At 73.5% G+C, this 21,957-nt stretch carries 18 protein-coding genes; 7 read left to right on the top strand and 11 right to left on the bottom strand.

The features are described 5' to 3' along the window. Positions 1 to 13 precede the first annotated feature (13 nt). Positions 14 to 622, bottom strand: a complete 609-nt coding sequence (locus ABD335_RS12295) for a biotin transporter BioY (protein WP_344322311.1) — start codon at positions 620 to 622, stop codon at positions 14 to 16. Positions 623 to 928: 306 nt separating this feature from the next. Between ABD335_RS12295 and ABD335_RS12290 the strand changes: the two genes are divergently transcribed. Then, positions 929 to 2,341 (top strand): amino acid permease, encoded by a 1,413-nt coding sequence (locus tag ABD335_RS12290; RefSeq protein WP_425583616.1) that lies wholly within the window; start codon positions 929 to 931, stop codon positions 2,339 to 2,341. A gap of 335 nt (positions 2,342 to 2,676) precedes the next feature. Here ABD335_RS12290 and ABD335_RS12285 read toward each other — a convergent pair whose 3' ends face one another. Next, a complete protein-coding gene (locus tag ABD335_RS12285) occupies positions 2,677 to 3,327 on the bottom strand; it encodes a mycothiol-dependent nitroreductase Rv2466c family protein (protein WP_344322310.1) in 651 nt (216 codons plus the stop codon). Between the two features lie 222 nt (positions 3,328 to 3,549). On the opposite strand from ABD335_RS12285, the gene pepN (ABD335_RS12280) reads away from it, so the two are divergent. Then, positions 3,550 to 6,153 carry an aminopeptidase N gene (gene pepN, locus ABD335_RS12280; protein ID WP_344322309.1) on the top strand — a complete coding sequence of 868 codons (2,604 nt, stop codon included), beginning with the start codon at positions 3,550 to 3,552 and terminating at the stop codon, positions 6,151 to 6,153. Between the two features lie 128 nt (positions 6,154 to 6,281). Continuing rightward, a complete protein-coding gene (locus tag ABD335_RS12275; protein ID WP_344322308.1) occupies positions 6,282 to 7,334 on the top strand; it encodes a hypothetical protein in 1,053 nt (350 codons plus the stop codon). 100 nt (positions 7,335 to 7,434) lie between these two features. On the opposite strand, the gene pepN (ABD335_RS12270) is transcribed toward ABD335_RS12275, so the two are convergent. Next, positions 7,435 to 10,011, bottom strand: a complete 2,577-nt coding sequence (pepN, locus tag ABD335_RS12270) for an aminopeptidase N (protein WP_344322307.1) — start codon at positions 10,009 to 10,011, stop codon at positions 7,435 to 7,437. A gap of 248 nt (positions 10,012 to 10,259) precedes the next feature. On the opposite strand from pepN (ABD335_RS12270), the gene ABD335_RS12265 reads away from it, so the two are divergent. Both ABD335_RS12265 and ABD335_RS12260 read left to right on the top strand, forming a co-directional pair. Beyond that, on the top strand, positions 10,260 to 10,994 hold the full coding sequence (locus tag ABD335_RS12265) for a Clp protease N-terminal domain-containing protein (protein WP_344322306.1): 735 nt from the start codon (positions 10,260 to 10,262) through the stop codon (positions 10,992 to 10,994). Between the two features lie 219 nt (positions 10,995 to 11,213). Further along, on the top strand, positions 11,214 to 12,914 hold the full coding sequence (locus tag ABD335_RS12260) for a TIGR03767 family metallophosphoesterase (protein ID WP_344322305.1): 1,701 nt from the start codon (positions 11,214 to 11,216) through the stop codon (positions 12,912 to 12,914). Positions 12,915 to 13,030: 116 nt separating this feature from the next. Here the strand turns inward: ABD335_RS12260 and ABD335_RS12255 are convergent, their stop codons facing one another. After that, positions 13,031 to 14,527 carry an MFS transporter gene (locus tag ABD335_RS12255; protein WP_344322304.1) on the bottom strand — a complete coding sequence of 499 codons (1,497 nt, stop codon included), beginning with the start codon at positions 14,525 to 14,527 and terminating at the stop codon, positions 13,031 to 13,033. A gap of 75 nt (positions 14,528 to 14,602) precedes the next feature. Further along, complete coding sequence (locus ABD335_RS12250) at positions 14,603 to 15,091, bottom strand: MarR family winged helix-turn-helix transcriptional regulator (protein ID WP_344322303.1); 489 nt, start codon at positions 15,089 to 15,091, stop codon at positions 14,603 to 14,605. 146 nt (positions 15,092 to 15,237) lie between these two features. Between ABD335_RS12250 and ABD335_RS12245 the strand changes: the two genes are divergently transcribed. Further along, positions 15,238 to 15,384 carry a hypothetical protein gene (locus ABD335_RS12245; RefSeq protein ID WP_344322301.1) on the top strand — a complete coding sequence of 49 codons (147 nt, stop codon included), beginning with the start codon at positions 15,238 to 15,240 and terminating at the stop codon, positions 15,382 to 15,384. Continuing rightward, entirely contained in the window at positions 15,381 to 16,097 is a 717-nt protein-coding gene (locus ABD335_RS12240; protein ID WP_344322299.1) for a DsbA family oxidoreductase, read from the top strand. The genes ABD335_RS12245 and ABD335_RS12240 overlap by 4 nt, the downstream gene beginning before the upstream one ends. Positions 16,098 to 16,297: 200 nt before the next feature. Here ABD335_RS12240 and ABD335_RS12235 read toward each other — a convergent pair whose 3' ends face one another. The 6 genes from ABD335_RS12235 to ABD335_RS12210 form a co-directional block, all read right to left on the bottom strand. After that, positions 16,298 to 17,530: an SMI1/KNR4 family protein gene (locus ABD335_RS12235; RefSeq protein WP_344322298.1), complete on the bottom strand. Its 1,233-nt coding sequence runs from the start codon at positions 17,528 to 17,530 to the stop codon at positions 16,298 to 16,300. Positions 17,531 to 17,628: 98 nt separating this feature from the next. Continuing rightward, the gene (locus ABD335_RS12230) at positions 17,629 to 17,811 is read right to left on the bottom strand and encodes a hypothetical protein (protein ID WP_344322296.1); all 183 of its coding nucleotides are present in this window, start codon (positions 17,809 to 17,811) and stop codon (positions 17,629 to 17,631) included. Between the two features lie 221 nt (positions 17,812 to 18,032). Next, a complete protein-coding gene (locus ABD335_RS12225; RefSeq protein ID WP_344322295.1) occupies positions 18,033 to 18,692 on the bottom strand; it encodes a vWA domain-containing protein in 660 nt (219 codons plus the stop codon). A gap of 442 nt (positions 18,693 to 19,134) precedes the next feature. Continuing rightward, complete coding sequence (locus ABD335_RS12220) at positions 19,135 to 19,428, bottom strand: hypothetical protein (protein ID WP_486387925.1); 294 nt, start codon at positions 19,426 to 19,428, stop codon at positions 19,135 to 19,137. A 10-nt stretch (positions 19,429 to 19,438) separates the two neighbouring features. After that, entirely contained in the window at positions 19,439 to 21,634 is a 2,196-nt protein-coding gene (malQ, locus tag ABD335_RS12215; RefSeq protein ID WP_344322292.1) for a 4-alpha-glucanotransferase, read from the bottom strand. A 40-nt stretch (positions 21,635 to 21,674) separates the two neighbouring features. Further along, entirely contained in the window at positions 21,675 to 21,929 is a 255-nt protein-coding gene (locus ABD335_RS12210) for a hypothetical protein (RefSeq protein WP_344322291.1), read from the bottom strand. Between the last annotated feature and the right edge of the window lie 28 nt (positions 21,930 to 21,957).

Genomic DNA, 21,957 nt, shown 5'->3' with positions numbered 1-21,957 from the left:
TTCACGGTCTCGGTCACGCGTTCCGGCCGACCAGCTTCCAGGCCGCGGGGAGGGCTCCCATGGCCAGGGCCGCCTTGAGCGCGTCGCCGATCAGGAAGGGCACCAGGCCCGCGGCGACGGCCTCGCCGGCGGACATGCCCGTGGCCAGCGCCAGGTAGGGGACGCCGACCGCGTAGATGATCGCGGTGCCCACGGCCATGGTCCCGGCCGTGCGCAGCACCCCGCGGTCGCCGCCGCGGCGGGCCAGGGCGCCGACGACGACGGCGGCCAGCAGCATGCCCAGGACGTAGCCGAGGGAGGGCATCGCGGCGCCGGAGGTGCCCTCGGCGAACCACGGCACTCCGGCCATGCCCGCGGCGGCGTACAGGCCGAGGGCGGCGAAGGCGCGGCGGGCGCCCAGACCGGCGCCGACGAGGAGGGCGGCGAAGGTCTGGCCGGTGACCGGGACGGGCGAGCCCGGCACGGGGACGGCGAGCTGCGCGGCCACGCCGGTGAGCGCGGCGCCGCCGACGACCAGCGCCACGTCGCGCAGGCGGGCGCGGGCGGCGGTGGACGCGGGCAGGACGTCGGCGAGGACGCTGCCCGGACGGACGGTGGCGCTGTTCACGGCGGGTGTGCTCATCTCACGGCTCCGGTGTCGTGGGTTTTCGGGGGACGTCCTGACGTTAACCGACGTTAGCCCCCGCGCTCCCGTGAGATTGGCGACAAAGGACGCCGGTCCGGCTTGTGGGGTGCGGCCGGAGGCCGGAGCGGGGTCACGGGGTGTTTCCGGCGAGCCCGTCGGGATGCACGGAGGGTCACCGCGGTGTCCGCATCGCGGACAGGGATGTGCGATTCTTTGCCCTGGAGGATGGCCTGCGATCACACTGGCCCGGTCCGGAATTCATTATTCCGTATCCCTGACCCCTCCTGGACGGCACTTCTTTCCATGCCCGGAACGCCCGACCTGAAGACCGACGGCTCTCCCCCGGAGAGTCCCGCCGGCACCGAACAGTCCTCCCTCACCCACGGCCTCCGGCAACGGCACCTGTCGATGATCGCCCTCGGCGGCGTGATCGGCGCGGGCCTCTTCGTCGGATCCGGGGCGGGCATCGCCGCCGCCGGCCCGTCGATCGTGCTGGCGTACGCGCTCTCCGGGCTGCTGGTGATGCTGGTGATGCGGATGCTCGGCGAGATGTCGGCCGCCCACCCCGCCTCCGGCTCCTTCTCCGTGCACGCCGAGCGCTCGATCGGCCCCTGGGCGGGCTTCACCTCCGGGTGGATCTTCTGGACGCTGCTGTGCGTGGCCGTCGCCGTGGAGGCGCTGGGCGCCGCGGCGATCATGGCCGAGTGGTTCCCGGGGACGCCGGACTGGCTGTGGGTCGCCGTCTTCATGGCGGTCTTCTGCGGCACCAACCTGCTCTCGGTGCGGAACTTCGGCGAGTACGAGTTCTGGTTCGCCGCCCTGAAGGTCGCCGCGATCGTCCTCTTCCTCCTCCTGGGCGCCGCGGCCGTGCTCGGTCTGCTGCCCGGCGTCGACTCCCCCGGCGCCGCCAACCTCGTCGGCGAGGGCGGTTTCTTCCCGGGCGGCGCGGAGGGCCTGGTGGCCGGCCTGCTGGCCTCCCTCTTCGCCTACGGCGGTCTGGAGACGGTGACCATCGCGGCGGCCGAGTCGCACGACCCGGTGCGGGGCGTGGCGAAGGCCGTGCGCACGGCGATGTGGCGCGTCGCGGTCTTCTACGTCGGCTCGATGCTGGTGGTCGTCACGCTGATCCCCTGGCACGACGAGTCGGTGCTCTCCGGCCCGTACGCCGCCGTGCTGGACCACCTGGGCATCCCGGCCGCCGCGCAGATCATGAACGTCGTGGTGCTGGTCGCCCTGCTGTCGGCCATGAACGCCAACATCTACGGCGCCTCGCGCATGGCCTACTCCCTGGTCCGCCGCGGCGAGGGGCCCGCCTTCCTGGGGAGGGTCGCCGGCGGCGTGCCGCGCCGGGCGGTGCTGGCCTCCTCCGCCTTCGGGTTCTTCGCGGTGCTGCTGAGCTTCTGGTGGCCCGACACCGTGTTCACCTGGCTGCTGAACATGGTGGGCGCGGCCGTGCTGGTGGTGTGGAGCTTCATCGCGGTCTCCCAGCTGCGCACGCGCCGGAGGCTGGAGCGCGAGGCGCCGGAGAAGCTGGTGGTGCGGATGTGGCTGTTCCCCGTGTTGACCTGGGCGTCGCTGGCGGCGGTGGCCGCGGTGCTGCTGCTGATGCTCCGCGAGGACGCCACCCGCGTCCAGCTCGCCTTCACCGCCGGGCTCACCCTGGCCCTGGCCCTGGTCGGCCTGCTGCGGCAGCGGGCGGCGGCGCGCGCCCGGTAGCCCGGCCGGCTCCGCCCGCTCCCCGGCCGGCGTCCTCCGCTCGGGGAACACCGCCGCGCACGCCTCGTTGCCGACGACACCTTGTTGCGCATACTGTGCGACAAGGCCCGACGCCCGGCGGCCGTGCGCCGTGTCCCGCCCTCCCCCGTGGCGGGACCTCCGCCGCGGACGTGATCGTCTTCTCATCCGTCACCGGCCGCGCGGGAGGCAGGGCCGAGGGAAGGCAACGGAGCGGCACGGCCCCCGCGCTGCCCTGGTGCGCGGGGTCCGTGCCGCTCCGGCGCGACCGGAGCCGGTCGGCCGGCCCGGTCGTCCTCGGTCGTTCTCGGTCGTCCTCAGTCGTCGAACCGCGGTCCCTCGGTGCGAGTCCGCTTGAGCTCGTAGAAGCCCGGGGTGGAGGCCACCAGCAGCGTGCCGTCCCACAGCCGGGCGGCGGCCTCGCCCTTGGGGGCGGGGGTGACGACCGGGCCGAAGAAGGCGACCCGCTCCCCGTCCGCGCCCGGAACGGCGATCACCGGGGTGCCGACGTCCTCGCCGACCAGGCCGATGCCCTCCTCGTGGGAGGCCCGCAGCCGCTCGTCGTACGCGTCGGAGTCCGCCGCGTCCGCCAGTTCCGCCGGGAGGCCGACCTCCGCCAGGGCGTCGACGATCGTCGCGCGCTCGTTGGGACGGCCCTGGTTGTGGAAGCGGGTGCCGAGGGCGGTGTAGAGCGGGCCGAGCACCTCGGTGCCGTGCTTCTGCTCGGCCGCGATGAGCACGCGCACCGGACCCCAGGCGGTCCGCAGCATCTCGGCGTACTCCGGCGGCAGTTCGTCCAGCCGGTTCTCGTTGAGCACGGCCAGGCTCATCACGTGCCAGCGCACCTCGACCGGCCGGACCTTCTCCACCTCCAGCATCCAACGGGAGGTCATCCAGGCCCACGGGCACAGGGGGTCGAACCAGAAGTCGGCCGGGGTTCTGGTGACGCTCTCGGACGTCCGGGACATGTGGCTCTCCTCGTCACACGGGTTCACGGCGGTCGGCAGGGGTCGTCGGCGGTCGCCGCCGGCGGAGCGGGACGACCGCGGGGACATGCGTCACGGGGAACGTCGGAGGGCGCCCGCTGATTCCCGACCGCACCGGCGACCACACCGACCGCACGGCGACGGGCGCCCCATGCGATGCTGACCTTCTGCCGTGTTCGACATGTGAGACGAGGGAGTCACGCCGTGCCCGGTGAGAACCTGACCCGTGACGAGGCCCGGGAGCGCGCCCGGCTGCTGCGTGTGGACGGGTACGATGTCGCGCTCGATCTGCGGTCCGCGGTCGGGCCCCACACCGGGGACGGACCGCGCACCTTCCGCTCCACCACCACGATCCGCTTCCGCTGTGCCGAGCCCGGCGCCTCCACCTTCGCCGACCTGCTGGCGCCCTCGGTCTCCTCGGTGACCCTCAACGGCCGCGAGCTGGACGTGGCGAAGGTGTTCGACGGCACGCGCGTCGCCCTGGACGGCCTGGCCGCCGAGAACACGCTGACCGTGGACGCGTGGTGCGCCTACAGCCGCACCGGCGAGGGGATGCACCACTTCGTCGACCCCGAGGACGGCGAGACCTACCTCTACACCCAGTACGAGCCCGCCGACGCCCGCCGGGTCTTCGCCAACTTCGAGCAGCCCGACCTCAAGGCGCCCTTCACCTTCACCGTCACCGCCCCCGCCGGCTGGACGGTGCTGAGCAACGGCGCGGTCGAGGGGGAGCCGGAGCCGATCGGCGACGGCGCCGCCGTCTGGCGGTTCGCGACGACCAAGCCCATCTCGACGTACATCACCACCGTCGTCGCCGGCCCGTACCACCACGTCACCGACGTCTACCGGCGCGCCCTCCCCGACGGGAGCGAACTGGTGATCCCGCTGGGCGCGCTGTGCCGCAAGGGCCTGGCCCGCCACTTCGACGCCGACGACGTCTTCACCATCACCAAGCAGGGCCTGGACTTCTTCCACGACCACTTCGACTACCCGTACCCGTTCGGCAAGTACGACCAGGCGTTCGTGCCGGAGTACAACCTCGGGGCGATGGAGAACCCGGGGTGCGTGACCTTCCGCGAGGAGTTCGTCTTCCGCGGCAAGGTGACCGAGGCCGCCTACGAGGGGCGGGCCAACGTCATCCTCCACGAGATGGCGCACATGTGGTTCGGCGACCTGGTCACCATGGAGTGGTGGGACGACCTGTGGCTCAAGGAGTCCTTCGCCGACTTCATGGGCTCCTTCTCCATGGTCGAGGCCACCCGGTTCACCGACGGCTGGATCACCTTCGCCAACCGCCGCAAGGCGTGGGCGTACCGCGCCGACCAGCTCCCCTCCACGCACCCGATCACCGCCGACATCCGGGACCTGGAGGACGCCAAGCTCAACTTCGACGGCATCACCTACGCCAAGGGCGCCTCCGTCCTCAAGCAGCTCGTCGCCTATGTGGGGCGCGACGCCTTCCTGGAGGGCGCGCGCCGGTACTTCAAGCGCCACGAGTGGGGCAACACCCGGCTGGAGCACCTGCTGGCGGTGCTGGAGGAGACCTCCGGACGCGACATGGCCGCCTGGTCGCGGGCGTGGCTCCAGACGGCCGGCGTCAACTCCCTGACGCCGCACGTCACCTACGGCTCCTCGGGGCGGATCACCGAACTCGCCATCACCCAGGAGGCGCCCGAGGAGCACCCGACGCTGCGCCCGCACCGGGTCGCCGTCGGCCTGTACCGGCGGCAGACCGCGGGCGGCCCGCTGGAGCGCTACGCCCGCGCGGAGGTGGACGTCACCGGGGTGCGGACGGTCGTGGAGGAGCTGGCCGGGGCCGAGCGCCCGGAGCTGGTCCTCGTCAACGACGAGGACCTGACGTACTGCAAGGTCCGCTTCGACGAGGCGTCCCTGGACACCCTGCGCGACCACCTGGGCTCGATCGCCGACCCCCTGGCACGGGCCCTGTGCTGGTCGGCGCTGTGGAACCTCACCCGTGACGCGCTGCTGCCCGCCCGCGACTTCCTCGACCTGCTGCTGCGCTTCGGCGGCCAGGAGAGCGACATCGGCGTGGTGCAGATGCTCCACGCCTGGGCGCGCACGGCCCTGGTGCACTACGTCGCGCCCGACACGCGCGAGGAGTGCGGCCGTACCCTCGCCCACGGCGCGCTGCGGCACCTGCGGCAGGCCGAGCCGGGCAGCGACCACCAGCTCGCCTGGGCGCGGTTCTTCGCGTCCGTCGCGAGCGACGAGTCCGACCTGCGGCTGCTGGACACGCTGCTGGAGGGGACCGGCCGGATCGACGGGCTGGAGATCGACCAGGAGCTGCGCTGGACCCTGCTGGAGCCCCTGGCCGCCCACGGCGCGGCCGACGAGGCGCGGCTGGCGGCGGAGCTGGCCCGCGACGACACCGCCTCCGGCAAGCGGCACCAGGTGCGCTGCCTGGCCGCGCGGCCGGACGCGCGGGTCAAGGCCCGGGCGTGGGCGGACGTGGTGGACTCCGACCGGCTCTCCAACGCGCTGGTGGAGGCGACCATCTCCGGTTTCGACCAGCCGGGGCAGCGGGAACTGCTGGCGCCCTACGCCGAGCGGTACTTCGAGGTGATCGAGCGGATCTGGGCCGAGCGGTCCATCGAGATCGGCATGGCGATCGTCCGCGGCCTGTACCCGGCCCTCCAGGACAACCGGACCGTGCTGGAGCTGACGGACGCCTGGCTGGCCGCGCACCAGGACGCGCCCCCGGCGCTGCGGCGGCTGGTCCTGGAGGCCCGCGACGACACGGCCCGGGCCCTGCGGGCGCAGCGGTGCGACGCGGCGGTCGGCGCCTGATCGGCCCCCGATCCGGCCGAGTCTGATCGGCACTCGAACGCCCGTACTTTAGGACGGGCTTGTCCGGATTCGTCGACAGCCGTGTAACAGAGGTTGGGGGACGGAACGGGGACGGGAATCGCGGGGACATGAACAACACCCCGCTCTCCCCCCGTTCCGTCCTCCCCCTCCCGCACGCGGAGCGTCGGGTGGTGACGGCCCGCACCCTGCGCGAGCACGGCGTCCCCGCCGCCACCGCCGACGAGCGCTGCCGGCCGGGCGGTCCCTGGCAGATGCCGCTGCCCGGCGTCTACCTGCTGCACCCCGGTCCGCCGACCAGCGAGGAGCGGCTGCGCGCCGTGCTGCTGTACGCGAGCCGGGAGCGTTTCCCCGTCCAGACCGGTGCCGCGTGCGCCGCGTCCGCCGCCGCGGACGACGGTCCCGAGGCGATGATCACCGGGCCGGCCGCGCTCGCCCTGTACGGCTTCTCCGCCGCTCCCCCGCTGCTCTCCCTGGAGCACATCGACGTCCTGGTCCCCCGCACCCGGCGGCTGCGTTCCATCGGCTGCGCCCGGGTGGTGCGCACCCGGTCCCTGCCGCGCCCCCGAGAGGTCACCGGCCTGCCCGTGGCCCCCGTGGAGCGCGCCCTGGCCGACACCGTCGGCCGGCTCGGCCGTCCCGACGACGCCGTGGCGGTGCGTCTGCTGCTGACGGAGGCGGTCCGCGAGGGCCACTGCGAGCCCCCGGCCGTCGTCCGCGAACTGTCCCGGGCCCGGCTGCTGAACCGTCCCCACGTCGTGGACGCCGTGGACGCCGTCCTGGCCGAGAGCCGGGCGGTGGCCGAGAGCCTGCTGTACGGCCTGGTCCGCTCCCACGGGCTGCCCGAGCCCTGCTGGAACGTCGACCTGCGGCTGCCCGGCGGCTCCCACCTCGGCGGCGTGGACGCCTACTGGCCCGAGCAGGCCGTCGCCGTGGAGCTCGACACCCGCGCCATCCACGGGGCGTTCGGCGGGGACGGCGCGGTGTGGTCCCGGTACGTCCGCAAGCGCGAGACCCTGGAGCGCCTGGGGATCTCGGTCCTCCACATCACCCCGGCGAAGCTCCGCGACCACCCCGAGCAGCAGGCCGCCGTGGTCCGCACCACCCTGCTGACCGCGCCGGAGCGCGAACCGGCCGCCTCCGTGGTGGTCCTGCCGCGGTGACCGCCGCCCGGCGGAGGCGTCCGACGACGGCGGAGCCCGCGCCCGTGCGCGGGGCACGGGCGCGGGCTCCGAAAAGGGCGGGCGCGGTGGGCGCCGGCAGTCAGACCGCCGCGGCGGCGTCCGCCGCCTGCGCCTTCAGGGCGCGCTCGACGCCCGCGCGGGACTCGACGACCAGACGGCGCAGGGCCGCGCTGGGCTCGGCCGACTCCAGCCAGGCGTCCGTGGCCCGCAGGGTCTCCTCGGAGACCTGGAGCGCCGGGTAGAGCCCGATCGCGATCTGCTGCGCCATCTCGTGGCTGCGCGACTCCCACACGTCCTTGACCGCCTCGAAGTACCTGGCGGTGTACGGGGCGAGCAGCTCGCGCTGGTCGGTCTGGACGAAGCCGCCGATGACGGCCTCCTGCATCGCGTTGGGCAGCTTGTCGGACTCCACGACCGACGCCCACGCCTCCGCCTTGGCCTCCGCCGTCGGCCGGGCCGCCCGCGCCGACGCCGCGTGCCGCTCGCCCGCCGAGGTCCGGTCGCGCTCCAGCTCGGCCTCGATGGCCGCCTCGTCGGCGCGTCCGGTGGCCACCAGCCGGTGGAGCAGGGCCCAGCGCAGTTCGGTGTCCACGGTCAGGCCCTCGATCCTCTCGCTGCCGTCCAGCAGCCCGGCGAGCAGGTCGAGCTGCTCGTCGGTGCGGGCGGTCGCGGCCAGCGCCCGCGCCCAGGCGAGCTGGTGGTCGCTGCCCGGCTCGGCCGTGCGCAGCCGCTCCAGCGCGGCCTCGGACCAGCGCAGCAGGCCGGTGTCGCGCCAACTCGGGGCGGCGTACAGGTCCAGGGCGAGCTTGACCTGCCGCTGGAGGGACTGGACGACGCCGATGTCCGACTCCTTGTCGATGCCGGAGAGCACCAGCTCCAGGTAGTCGCGGGTGGCCATCTCCCCGTCGCGGGTCATGTCCCAGGCCGACGCCCAGCACAGGGCGCGCGGCAGCGACTCGGGGAAGTCGCCCAGGTGCCCGGTGACCACGGCCAGCGACTCGGCGTCGAGGCGGACCTTGGCGTACGACAGGTCGTCGTCGTTGAGCAGGATCACGTCCGGGCGGCGGGTGCCGACCAGCTCGGGCACCTCGGTCCGCTCGCCGTCCACGTCCAGCTCGACGCGGCCGGTGCGCACCAGCTTCCCGTCCCGGAGCTCGTAGGAGCCGATGGCGATGCGGTGGGGGCGCAGGACGGGCTCGCCCTTGGCGCCGGCGGGCAGGGCCGGGGCCTCCTGGAGCACCGCGAAGGAGGTGATCGTCCCGTCGTCGTCGGTGGCGACCTCCGGGCGCAGCACGTTGATGCCCGCGGTCTCCAGCCACGCCTTGGACCAGGTCTTCAGGTCCCGGCCGGAGGTCTCCTCCAACGCGGTGAGCAGGTCGGTCAGGCGGGTGTTGCCCCACGCGTGGCGCTTGAAGTACGTCTGCACGCCGCGGAAGAACGCGTCCTCGCCGACGTAGGCGACGAGCTGCTTGAGGACGGAGGCGCCCTTGGCGTAGGTGATGCCGTCGAAGTTGACCAGGACGTCGTCGAGGTCCCGGATCTCGGCCATGATCGGGTGCGTGGAGGGGAGCTGGTCCTGGCGGTAGGCCCAGGTCTTCATCGAGTTGGCGAAGGTCGTCCACGCGTGCGGCCACCGGCTGCCGGGGGCGGCGGCCTGGCAGGCGATGGAGGTGTAGGTGGCGAACGACTCGTTCAGCCACAGGTCGTTCCACCACTCCATGGTGACCAGGTCGCCGAACCACATGTGGGCCAGCTCGTGGAGGATCGTCTCGGCCCGCGTCTCGTAGGCGGCGTCCGTCACCTTGGAGCGGAAGACGTACTGGTCGCGGATGGTCACCGCGCCCGCGTTCTCCATCGCGCCCGCGTTGAACTCCGGGACGAAGAGCTGGTCGTACTTGGCGAAGGGGTAGGGGAGGCCGAACTTCTCCTCGAACCAGTCGAAGCCCTGCCGGGTGACCTCGAAGATCGCGTCCGCGTCGAGGTGCTCGGCCAGGGAGGGGCGGCAGTAGATGCCCAGCGGCACGCTGCGGCCGTCGCCCTTGCCGCTCTCCCAGACACTGTGGACGCTGTGGTACGGGCCGGCGATCAGGGCGGTGACGTAGGTGGAGATCCGCGGCGTCGGCTCGAAGCGCCAGACGTTGTCCCGCGGCTCGGGGGTGGGCGAGTTGGAGATCACCGTCCAGCCCTCGGGGGCGGTGACGGTGAAGGTGAAGGTCGCCTTGAGGTCGGGCTGCTCGAAGCTCGCGAAGACCCGGCGAGCGTCGGGCACCTCGAACTGGGTGTAGAGGTACGCCTGTCGGTCCACGGGGTCGACGAAGCGGTGGAGGCCCTCGCCGGTGTTGGTGTACGCGCAGTCGGCGACGACGCGCAGCTCGTTGCGCCCGGCCACCAGGCCGGGCAGGGCGATGCGCGAGTCGGCGAAGACCTCGGCCGGGTCGAGGGAGGTGCCGTTGAGGACGACCTCGTGCACGGTGGGCGCCACCAGGTCGATGAAGCTCTCCCCGGCCTCGCGGGCGTCGAACCTCACCGTGGTGACCGAGCGGAACGTCCCGCCTTCCTGGGCTCCGGAGAGGTCCAGCTCGATGTCGTAGGCGTCCACCTCGAGCAGACGGGCCCGCTCCCGCGCCTCTTCACGCGTGAGGTTCGTACCAGGCACCTGTGTCATCTCCTTCGTGTGTCCGTGTGTCCGGCCATCCTCGCACGTCGGCCCTCGCGAGCGGGATCGTCTTTCCCCGGCGGCCCGGGGCGGACGACGGCCGCGGCGAGGGGCGGACGACGGCCGGCGTCCCTCCCGCGTTCCCGGCCGCGTCCGCTTCCACCACGAGGCGTCCGATCCCCCGGGAGACCCGTGCAACCGTCAACTTCGGGTTGACGCTCCGCCATGCGTCAACCTAGGGTTGACGCATGGAGAATCCCGTCCGCATCCCCGCGTCCGTCCGTCTCGACGACCTGATCGAGGGCATCAAGAAGGCCCACCCCGACGTCCTCCGGCAGCTCTCCACCGCGGTCCTCACCGCGGAGCACCTGGGCGAGGTGGCCGACCACCTCATCGGCCACTTCGTGGACCAGGCCCGCCGCTCGGGCGCCTCCTGGACCGACATCGGCCGCAGCATGGGCATCACCAAGCAGGCGGCCCAGAAGCGCTTCGTCCCCAAGGGCTCCGCGCCGGACCTCGACCCGTCCCAGGGCTTCGGCCGGTTCACCGAGCGGGCGAGGAAGGTCGTGGTGGTGGCGCAGGAGGAGGCCCGCGCGGCGGGCCACGCCGAGATCCGGCCCGAGCACCTGGCCCTGGGGCTGCTGAGCGAACCGGAGTCGCTCGCCGGGAAGGCGATCGTCGCGCAGGGCGTGTCCCCCGACGCCGCCCGGCGGGCCCTCACCGCGGCGCTGCCGCCCGCGACCGGGGAGGTGCCCCAGCTCGTCCCGTTCGACGCGGCGGCGAAGAAGGTGCTGGAGCTGACCTTCCGGGAGGCGCTGCGACTGGGCCACAACTACATCGGAACCGAGCACGTCCTGCTCGCGCTGTTGGAACAGGAGAACGGCCGGGGCCCGCTCGGCGACCTCGGACTCGACAAGGCCGCCGCCGAGGCCCACATCGCCGAGGCCCTCGCCGCCATCGCGGCCGCGCGCGAACAGGAGTGACCCGCCGCGTCCGACCGGCAGATGAACGCGCGGTGAGCAAAGCCGCACCGCGCGGCGAGCGGGACATGGCGGTCGCGAACACGAGTGATCCATGAATGGAGTTCGGCGCCGGACGTTTCCATGCCGTTGCACCACAGGTCACCGTGGCTGTCGACGATCCCCGGTGGGCGGGGAGGAACCCGCCCGTGACTTCGCGTTCGCAACCGGGGAGAGACGCTCATGTCCCGCCGCAGCCGACTCGCCCACCAACCCCTCGACCGCCGCTCGCTGCTCACCGCCGCCGGGGCGGCCGGGATCACCGCCGGACTGGGGGTGGCCTTCGGCACCGGCGGCGATCCGGCCGGGGCCGCCCCCGTCGCACCCCCCGCGCCCACCCGCACGCCCTCCCCCGCCTCCACCCCCACTCCCACGCCGGTGGCCCCCTCACCGGTCGGGACCACGCTGGAGAGCGTCGCCACCCCGCGCGGCACCGGCGGCTACCGGCGGCTGGGCGAGGGACCGGGCTGGGACCGGGTGGTGCGGCAGGACCTGGCCGCCGCGGACGGAAGACGCGAGGACCGGCGCACGGTCCTGGCCTCCTTCGTGCAGTTCACGGACACCCACGTGACGGACGTGCAGCACCCGGTGCGCTTCGAGTACCAGCGCGCCGGGAAGCCCGGCGCCTGGCGTCCGCACGAGGCGCTGACCGTCCACGGCCTGATCTCGCTGGTCGAGCGGATCAACTCGCTGCGCGGCGGCCCGGCCACCGGCGCGCCGCTGTCCTTCGTGATGACCACCGGGGACAACACGGACAACAACTGCCGCGCCGAACTGGAGTGGTTCCTCACCGCGATGAGCGGCGGCCGCATCACCCCCAACACCGGCGACCCGCGGCGCTACGAGGGCGTGCAGAACTCCGGGCTGCCGCTGTACTGGCAGCCGGAAGCCGCGCTGCGCGACCTGGACAAGCGGCACGGCTTCCCCCGCGTCGACGGCTTCCTCGACGCCGCCATCGCGCAGGTCACCAGCCCCGGCCTGGCCATCCCCTGGTACTCCACCGTCGGCAACCACGACGACCTCTACGGCGGCCACTACGCGAGCGACCCGTACTTCGCCGAACTGGCCGTGGGGGACCGGAAGCTGTACTCCCTGCCGGAGGCCGAGGCCGCCGCGCTGCACAGGACGGTGCGGGAGGGCCGGGACACCCGGGGCGAGAGCCTCAAGCGGCTGCTGCGCGCCCACGCCCGCGCGATGCGCACCGTCACCCCCGACCCGTCCCGCGCGCCGCTCACCTCCCGCGAGTACGCCGAGGCGCACCTGGACCCGGCGTACACCGGCGCCGGCCCCGCCGGGCACGGGTACACGCGGGAGTCCGTCGCCCAGGGACGGCTGTACTACAGCTTCCGCGCAGCGGAGAACGTGGTCGGGATCAGCCTGGACACCACCAACCCCGACGGCGACTACCGGGGCCACATCACCGCGTCCCAACTGCGCTGGCTGGACCGCGAACTGGCCCGCCACGCCGACGACCACGTCCTCGTCTTCAGCCACCACTACAGCACCTCCGTGCGGGCCGGCGGCGCCGAGCTGCTCGCGCTGCTGAAGCGGCACGCCAACGTGGTCGCGTGGATCAACGGGCACAGCCACCGCAACCGGATCACGCCGCACGGCGGGTTCTGGGAGGTCACCACGGCCTCGCACGTGGACTGGCCGCAGCTCGCCCGGGTGTTCGAGCTGGTGGACAACCGCGACGGGACGCTGTCCCTCTTCACCACCTGCGTCGAGTCGGCGGCCCCCTACGGCACCGACCTCGGCGACCTCTCCCGCACGGGCCTGGCCTCGCTCTACCGGGAGCTGGCCTTCAACGCCCCGGGCCGCAGCACGACCCTGACGGGCGAACCGGGCGACCGCAACACGGAGCTGCTGCTGCGGCGGCGCTGAGCACGGACGGCCGCGAGCCCCCGGACCGCCGCTCGGCGCGCGACCGGGACGGTTCCTCCCCTCGGTGAGGACGCGGGGCGCGGCGCCGGTGGCGCCCCCCGTCTCGGTGCGCGCGCTCATCGGGTTCGGGCTCCCCGTCCGGAGGGGACGTCGGAGCGGCCGGGACGGCGCAGGACGCCGGCGGCGAGGGCGAGGGCGGCGAGGAGGAGTCCGGCGCCGACGGCGAAGGCCAGCCGGTAGCCGCCGGTCAGCGCCTCGGCCCGGCCCGCGCCGGCCGCGAGCAGACCGTCGGTGCGGGAGGACGCCAGGGTGGACAGCACCGCGACGCCCAGGGCCATGCCGACCTGCTGGGTGGTGTTGAACAGGCCGGAGACCAGCCCGGCGTCGTCCTCCCCGGCCTCCGCCATGCCGAGCGCGGTCAGCGCCGGGAGGGCGAGCCCGAAGCCGGCGGCGAGGAGCATCACGGGGAACAGGTCGACGAGGTAGTTCGCGTGGACGGGGACGCGGGCGAGCAGCCCGAGGACGCCGACCAGCAGCGTGAGCCCGGCCAGCAGGACGGTCCGCTCGCCGAAGCGGGCGACGAGCCGGGCGGAGGCGCCCAGGGAGACCGCGCCGATCATCACCGCGGCCGGGAGCATCGCCAGCCCCGTCTCGGCCGCGCCGTAGCCGAGCACCTTCTGCAGGTAGAGGGCGACGAGGACCTGGAAGGAGTAGAGCGCGGCGACCATCAGGACCTGCACCAGATTGGCCCCCGCCACCCCGCGCGAGCGCAGGATCCGCAGGGGCAACAACGGAGTGCGGGCGCCGGCCTGGCGGAGGACGAACGCGACGAGCAGGGCCACGGAGAGCGCGCCGAAGCCGAGGGTGTGCGTCGAGACCCAGCCGTGCGTCCCGGCCTGGACGGCGGTGTGGATGCCCAGCACGAGCCCGGCGGTGACCAGTCCCGCGCCGAGGACGTCGGCTCCGGCCCTCGGGCCGAGCCCGCGGTCGGCGGGCAGGGCGGGTACGGCGAGCCCGAGCACGGCGAGCCCGATCGGCAGGTTGATCAGGAAGATCCAGTGCCAGCCGAGGGTGTCGGTGAGGACGCCGCCGAGCACCTGTCCGATCGAGGCGCCGGCGGCGCCGGTGAAGGCGAAGACGGCGAGCGCCCGGGCGCGTTCGGCGGGGTCGGTGAAGAGGGTGACGAGGATTCCGAGGCTGACGGCGGCGGCCATCGCGCTGCCCACCCCTTGGAGGAAGCGGGCGGCGATCAGCACCGCCGGGGAACCCGCCGCGCCCGCCGCCACCGAGGCCGCGGTGAACACGGCGGTGCCGGCCAGGAAGACGCGCTTGCGGCCGATCAGGTCGCCGAGCCGGCCGGCCGGCAGCAGCAGGGCGCCGAACGCGATCAGGTAGGCGTTGACGACCCAGCTCAGGCCGGCCGGAGAGAGGCCGAGGTCGCCCTGGATGGCGGGCATCGAGACGGTGACGATGCTGCCGTCGAGGATGTTCGTCAACATCCCCGTGGTCAGCACCGCGAGGGCGAGGCCGCGCGACCGGGGCACGGGCCGGCGGGGCGCGGCGGGCCGGCCGGGAGGAGCCGTGGGGGCGGAAGGGGTGGGGACGGAGGACATGGGTCTTCTCCTGTCGTTGGAATCGACAGGTCAGACCGTAGCAGATTGTTTTGTTGTAGACGATTTATTTCGGGACTACTTCTGTCGCTGACGTGCCCGCCGAGCGGGACGAGGACTCTCCACCGGGGTGGCCAGAGGGCCCTCGACCAGGCGCTTCACGGCTCGCAGGAACACCTCCCGCTCCTCGTCCGGAAGCGCCCCCAGCACGTCCCGGTGCACCCGGTCGACGATCTCCTGGCTCCGCTCGGCGAGCCGCGCGCCCTCCTCGGTGACCGCGACGATCCGGGCCCGCCGGTCCCGACTCGACGGACGGCGCTCGGCGAGCCCCGCCTTCTCCAGGGCGTCGACCGTCACCACCATCGTGGTCTTGTCCATGTCGCCGATCTCCGCGAGCTGGGCCTGGGTGCGCTCCTCCTGGAGGGCGTGAACCAGCACGCAGTGCATGCGCGCGGTGAGTCCGATCTCGGCGAGCGCCGCGGCCATCCGCGTCCGCAGGACGTGACCGGCGTGGTCGAGCAGGTAGGACAGGTCGGGTTCGGTGCGGGAGGGGGCCATGGCGGTCATGTCCGCCAGGGTAGCAATCCGTTCCGTGACAGATCGTCCAGAACGGGATTTATTCCCCTCGCGGGAATGCGGACGGGAGCCGTCCGGGTTCGACCGGGTGGCGCACTGCGCGCCGTGAGGCCGTACGACGATCGAGCGAGGTGCCGATGAGCGGGTCCCAGCCGGAGGAAACGGTGGCTCCGACGGAGCCGGAGCGTCAGGAGACGGAAGCGGAGGCGCGGACGGCGTCCGGGCTGGTCGTCCTCGGCTCCGACGAGGCTCCCGTCTGCACGGACGGGGTGTGTGCCCTGTGAGCGGGACGGAGACGGGCGGGACGGCGAGCACCACGCGCACGGTGCGGGTCGAGATCTGGTCGGACGTCGTCTGCCCCTGGTGCTACATAGGCAAGCGACGTCTGGAGCGCGCCCTGGAGGAGTTCGAGCACGCCGACGAGGTGGAGATCACCTGGCGCAGCTTCCAACTCGACCCGTCCTTCCCCAAGGGCGTGCGGCAGCCGGTCCCCGAGATGCTGGCGCGGAAGACCGGCGGCTCCCCCGAACAGGTCCGCGCGATGAACGCGCGGGTCACCGAACTCGCCGCGGCGGAGGGCCTGGCCTACGACCTGGAGCGCTCGGTCATGGTCAACACCGTCGACGCCCACCGGCTGACCCACCTGGCCAAGGAGCGCGGCCTCGGCGGACAGGCCCACGAGCGGCTGCTGCGGGCCCAACTCGTCGAGGCGCGGACCCTCGACGACCCCGACACCCTCGTCCGGCTGGGTGTCGAGATCGGGCTGGACGAGGAGGAGGTGCGCGGGGTCGTGACCGGCGACGCGTACGCGCGGGAGGTCGAGGCGGACCTCCGCGCGGCCCGTGAACTGGGCGTCACCGGCGTGCCGTTCTCCGTCCTGAACCGCGCCTTCGCCATCTCCGGCGCCCAGCCCGTCGAGACGTTCCTGACGGGGCTCCGCAAAGCCCGCGAGCACGCCCTCGCGGCGTCGGCCGGCCGGGGGGCGGCCGACCGGTAGCTCCTCCCGGCCCGTCCCGGCCGGGACGGGCCGTTCACGGAGAACCCGGGCGCACCGGCCGCGGCGTCCGTGCGAGGAAGCGAGGAAGCCGGGCAGGCCCCGCTCGCGTGCGCGTCTCGTCGTGATCGCCGCGCCGGTGCGGCGGGCCGGAGAGATCCGGCGGTGTCCGGCGGTGTCCGGTGGTGTTCCGCCGGCCGGACTCACTCCTGGCTCGCGTCCTCCCACGGCTCGAACCGCGCGTACCGCAACGGGTCGTCGTCCACGTCCAGCCGGGGCAGCCCCGCCGTGCCGAAGCGTCCGCGCAGCCACTCCAGCAGCGTGTCCGTCAGGTTGCCCGACAGGGGCGGGCCCTGGTCGGCGTGGCGGGGCCAGACCACCAGCGGCCAGTCGTCCGGCTCCCCCACGGTCAGCCATCCCAGGTGGTCGCCGTCGACGGTGTCGGCGAAGGGCAGGAAGCCGCCCGGCTCGGGCCAGACGGCCAGCGGGTGGAACTCGGGGAAGTCCGCGCGCAGTTCGCGGTAGATGTCGGCCGTCTCCCGGGAGCGGTGCAGCAGGCTCCGCTCGCCTTTCCCCAGGGGCGTGTCGAACCGCAGCCAGCGCATCCACGCGCCGCCGCCGTAACGGTTCATCAGCGCCACGTACTCGGTGGGGAGTCGGGTGCCGAGCGCCTCGAAGACCTCCTCCCAACCACCGTCGCCCAGCACCGGAGCCTCGGGCGAGGGCACCAGCCGGGTCAGGGCCTCCAGCCCGCCGCCCTCGGTGAGCGCCGCGCGGCGCACGGCCTCGGACACCCGTCCGGCCGCCGCCTCGGGGTCCGGCTCCGGCGGCGTCCAGGGGCGGGCGTCGGTCAGGAAGGCGGTGCGGCGCGCGGTCGCCGGCAGCGGACCGAGCGTCCTGTCGTCGGCCCCGCCGGGGAGCGGGAGCCCGGTGTCGAGGAGGGCCGCCACCGTCTCCACCAGCGGCATTCCCCAGTTCCGCCACGGGGTGTTCCCGCCTCGGACGGCATCCTGGTCGTACACGACGACCGGCCATCGGTCGGGGTCGTCCGACGCGCCGGTGTCCCAGAACAGGTGGCCGCCTCCCCGCGTCTCCCCCCAGGCCAGCAGTCCGCCGGGCGCCGGGTGGAACGGCGGCGGCTCGTACGGCGGGGCCTGGCGGGAGGAGATGCGGCACGCGCGGTGCGTCTCCCACAGCCAGTCCCCGTAGTCGAAACGCTCCCCCTGCGCGCACGGCGCGTGCAGCCAGAGGAACTCGCCGATGTCCAGCGGCCCGCGGGCCGAGACCAGTTCCTTGTAGTCGGCGGGCAGCCGCAGCCCGAGCCAGTCCTCGACCGCGTCCCAGTCGACGGGGACGGGCGCGGGTGTCGTGACCCGGTCCCAGGGGTCCGTCGGCCGCGGTGACCCGAGCCGTGCGATGAGGGCGGAGACGTTCATGGGGGGACATGCTGGCATCCCGCACCGACACCCCCTGGTCAGGGGTCCGGCCCCGCGCCCACGCTCTCCCCCGCGGACGCGGGGCGGCCCGGGCGGGCTCAGCCCACGGCGGCCACGGCGTACGCCAGGACGAACACGGCGAGGAGGCAGAGCACCACCGCGGCGAGGACGAACAGCCACATCAGTCCCGCGATCGCGGTCCAGGCGAACCGCGTGGCACGCTCGGCCCCTTCGGCCGCGTCCCGGTGATCGCCGGATTCGCCCCATTTCCCTTCGATCACGGTGCCTCCCGACCGGAGCGTACGGCGCGGACGTCCCGCCCCGAACTCCTGTCGCCCGGGTACCCCGAAAAGCCGCCGCCCCGACACGGAGGCGGGCGCGGCGCCCCGAACGGCGGTACGCGTCCGGCTCCGAGGAGGCGTCGCCCCGACGCGGGCGGGCGGGCCGGACGCGCTCCCCGGGCTTCGAACGCGGGTGGCACGTCATCCGCCGCCCGAATGCGTCAGGTCTTTTCGACGACCTTCTCGCGCCACTGGGAAAATCCCCGGCTGATGGACCGACGGCTCCAGTGCTCGTCGAAACAGAACCAGACGTTGGGCAGCACCCGCCGCTGGCTCGTGCTGTCCCTGCTCCAGAATGTCTGGTAGATCTCCTCGGATTCACCGAAGAACTGCCAGAAGATCCTCGCGTCGCCGGATTCGGCGATGAACCGCAGCATGTCGTCGGTCTCGATCTTCCGGTCGAGCCAGAAGATCACGAACGTGATGCCGTCCGTGCCGGCCGCCCATTCGTTCACCGCGCGCACCGCCGGGAGGGGCCTGCCGTACCAGGGCTGTTCACCGGTGCCGAAGTGCTCCTCGGCCCGGTTCGACGGGACCGGCTCGTCGAAAACCCTCCTCCGGGCGTTCGGCCGGACGCCCCATTCCCGCACCCATTCCGAGAGGGAGCCGGGTTCCAGCCGGGAACGGACCACATCCGTTCCCTCGCCGTTCACGGGCTCTCCGTACAGGAAGACCTCCACGCCGGAACCGGGGGAGATCTTCTCAGCGATCTTCAGCGCCTTTTCCGCGTACCCGGCGATCGAATGCTTCCGCTGCGGCTCGAAGTACCACTCCCAGGAGGTCGGGAGGACAAGAGCGACGCGGACGCCTGCGCTACTCATGCGAAGACCGTAGCACCGGGCGCCGTGTTTATCGAAAGCGCGCCGAAAGGCCGAATTTTCTCCACAAGGGCGCCCATGAACACCGCAGGAACGAGCGTGGCGGGAGCCCGGTGACGACCGGTCGCCGGCGGTGTCGTCGGCCCCGCGGCCCTCCCGAGCCGAGCGCGGCGGAGGTCCGGTACGGAGGTCGGTCCGGCGTTTCCGGCGGACCGCGGACACACGCGGACGCGCTCCCGCGCCGGGGCCGGGGTCATGGGCGGCGCCTGCCGCGCCCGGCGCCGTCCGCCCGGCCGACGGCGGGGGCGGACGACGGGGATGTCCGTGGGGTCACGCGGTGACGCCACGGACCGGCCCGCCCCCTCGACAGGGTCGGTCGGCGGCCGGTCGGCGGGCCACTCGCCCGGCCGCCCTCGACGAGCCGCCCTCCGCAGGTCGCCGCGGGTCAGCCGAGGTTCGGCTCCTGGCGGCCGGCGATCTGGCCGCTCTTGCGCGAGGACTTGTCGGCCACCGCCACCAGACCGGCGATGACCAGGAAGAGGACGATCGGCAGCACGACGAACAGGCCGATGGTCTCGACCGGGCTGATGCCGGGGCCCGGGTCGTCGCCGTCGTCGCGGTAGAGGGCGAGGGCGCTGGGGGAGGTGAGCAGGAGCGTCAGCGCCGTGAAGGCGGTGACGGCCCCGGCGCGCACGGCAGTGCGGGCCTTCCTGGTGTTCTGGATGACCTTGGTGTCCACGGTGTCAACGCTAGCGAACGTCCGGCGGTGTCACGCGCCCAGGGTGGCACTGGGCGCGCCGGCGGGTGCCCTGCCTGCCGTACAACTCGTCGCTGACCGTCTCCAGGAGGGCGCGCAGGCGGGGCGAGGCGACCAGTTCCTCCAGGGTGACCGGCCGGCCGTCGCCGTCGGCGATGGGCAGCCGCCAGTTGGGGTACTGGTCCCAGGTGCCCGGGACGTTCTGCGGACGCCGGTCGCCCACGCCGTCCGGCAGCCAGACGCCGACCATCCGGGCGGGGGTGCGGGCCAGGAAGCGGTAGACCGCCTTGATCTCGTCCTCCTCGTCGCCCTCGCCCTCCGGACGCAGGCCCAGGCGGGACAGGTGCGCCACCCATTCGGCCGTCTCCTGGGCGTCCTGACCGCGCTCCTCCTCCAGCGAGCCGCTCAACAGCCCGAGTCGGCTGCGCAGTTCGACGTGCTCGCCGCTGAGGCGGGCGGCGGTGCTGGGCAGGTCGTGGGTGGTGGCGGTGGCCAGGCAGTCGGCGCGCCAGTGCTGCGGGTCCAGCGGCTGGGGCGTGTCGCCCGGCGGGGTGTGCCGGTGCTCGTAGTCGCGCTCGAACCACAGCACGGACGTGCCCAGCATCCCGCGTCCGGCCAGTTCCCCGCGCACCCCCGGCTCGACGGTGCCCAGGTCCTCGCCGATGACGACGGCCTGCGCCCGGTGCGCCTCCAGGGCGAGCACGCCGAGCATCGCCTCGGCGTCGTAGCGGACGTACGTGCCCTCCGTCGGCGAGCGGCCCTCGGGAATCCACCACAGCCGGAACTGGCCCATGACGTGGTCGATGCGCAACCCGCCCGCGTGGCGCAGCAGCCCGGCCAGCAGCGAGCGGTACGGGGCGTAGCCGGAGGCGGCCAGCGCGTCGGGGCGCCACGGCGGCAGGCCCCAGTTCTGGCCGCGGGCGTTGAAGGCGTCCGGTGGCGCGCCGATCGACATGCCGGAGGCGAGGAAGTCCTGCTGTGCCCAGGCTTCCGCGCCGGAGGGGTGCACACCCAGGGCCAGGTCGTGGATCAAGCCGATGGACATGCCCGCGTCGCAGGCGGTGCGCTGGGCGCGGGCGAGTTGGGCGTCGGTGAGCCAGGCCAGCCAACTGTGGAAGTCCACCCGGTCCAGCAGGTCGTTGCGGGCACGGGCGGTGGCGGGCGAGCGCGGGTCGTCCAGGCCGCCCGGCCAGGAGCGCCAGTCGGGGCCGTGGACCTCGGCCAGGGCGTACCAGGTGGCGTGGTCCTCCAGGGCCTGGCCCTGCTCGGCGAGGAAGTCGCAGTAGGCGACGTGGCGGCCGGGGCCGAGGGGGACGGTGCGGACCAGTTCCAGCGCCCGGAGCTTGAGCGCCCACACCGCGTCGCGGTCGATGGTGCCGTCCTTGGCGAGGGTGGCCTCGCGCAGGTCGGCGGCGCGGGCCAGCAGTTCGTCCACCCGCGCGCGGATCTCGCCGGCGAGGTAGGCGTACTCGGGGATCGCCTCGATCCGCAGGTGGACGGGGTCGGCGAAGCGCCGCGAGGACGGGCGGTACGGGGAGGGGTCGACCGTGTCGCCCAGAGCGGCGGGGACGGCCGCGTGCAGGGGGTTGAGCTGGATGAACCCGGCGCCGGTCGCGCGCCCGGCCCAGGCGGCCAGGTCGGCGAGGTCCGCGAGGTCGCCCATGCCCCAGGAGTGGGAGGACAGCAGGGAGTAGAGCTGGACGAGGAGGCCGAAGGACCGCTCTTTCAACGGCGGGAAGCGGTCCGGCGCGACGATCAGGGTGGCTTGCGCGGAGCGGCCGTCGAGCGCCTTGGCGTACAGGGTGTGACAGCCCAGCGGCAGCCGCCTGCCGTCGTCGACCAGGTCTTCCGTGCCCCACTCCACGCACCGGCCGTCCTCGGTCTCCACGTGGAGCGCCGTGCCGTCGGGCAGCGGGGGCAGGCCGCCCCGGACGGCGGTGGGAGCGGCGGCGGGCGGCGAGGCGTGTCGGGCCCTCACCACCACGGTGGGGGGGAGCAGCCGGCCGGCCTCGTCGCGCGCGTGGCGCTCCAGGGCCTTGTCGACGGCCTCCGGTGTGGAGGCGTCGACGCCCAGTGCCGCGAGGACCTCCACGACCGTCTCCTCGGGCACCCGGACCGTACGGCCCGGCGCGGGTTCGTAGGAGGTGCAGACTCCGTGTGCCGCCGCGAGCCTCGCCAGTCGGCCCATCTGGATCTCCCTCGGCTCTCTACGGCCCCCTTGTGGAGAACTAGATGCCCGCGGACTCCGCGGCGTATCCCACCCCGGTCGGCTCACTGGTGAGGGGAAGCCCGGCGGCCAAGGGTGGCTCGCTGGTCAGGGGAGCGACGTCGGCGAGGGGAGGTTCGCTGGTCAGAGGGGCTTCGGCACGGTCGTGAACGCAGGAGCCGTCCAGTCCGGAGTCGGGGTCGGAGATCCCGGAGAGGTCGAGCGGCCCCTGCCCCTGTTCGGGCGGGAAGGTCAGCAGATCGGCGGACGTGGCCACAGGGGGCCTCCGTTCGTTTCTCGGTCGG

Origin of the sequence: Streptomyces macrosporus (genome assembly GCF_039533145.1) — a bacterium.
Taxonomy (GTDB): domain Bacteria; phylum Actinomycetota; class Actinomycetes; order Streptomycetales; family Streptomycetaceae; genus Streptomyces; species Streptomyces macrosporus.
This window is presented reverse-complemented; position numbering and strand designations above follow the sequence as displayed.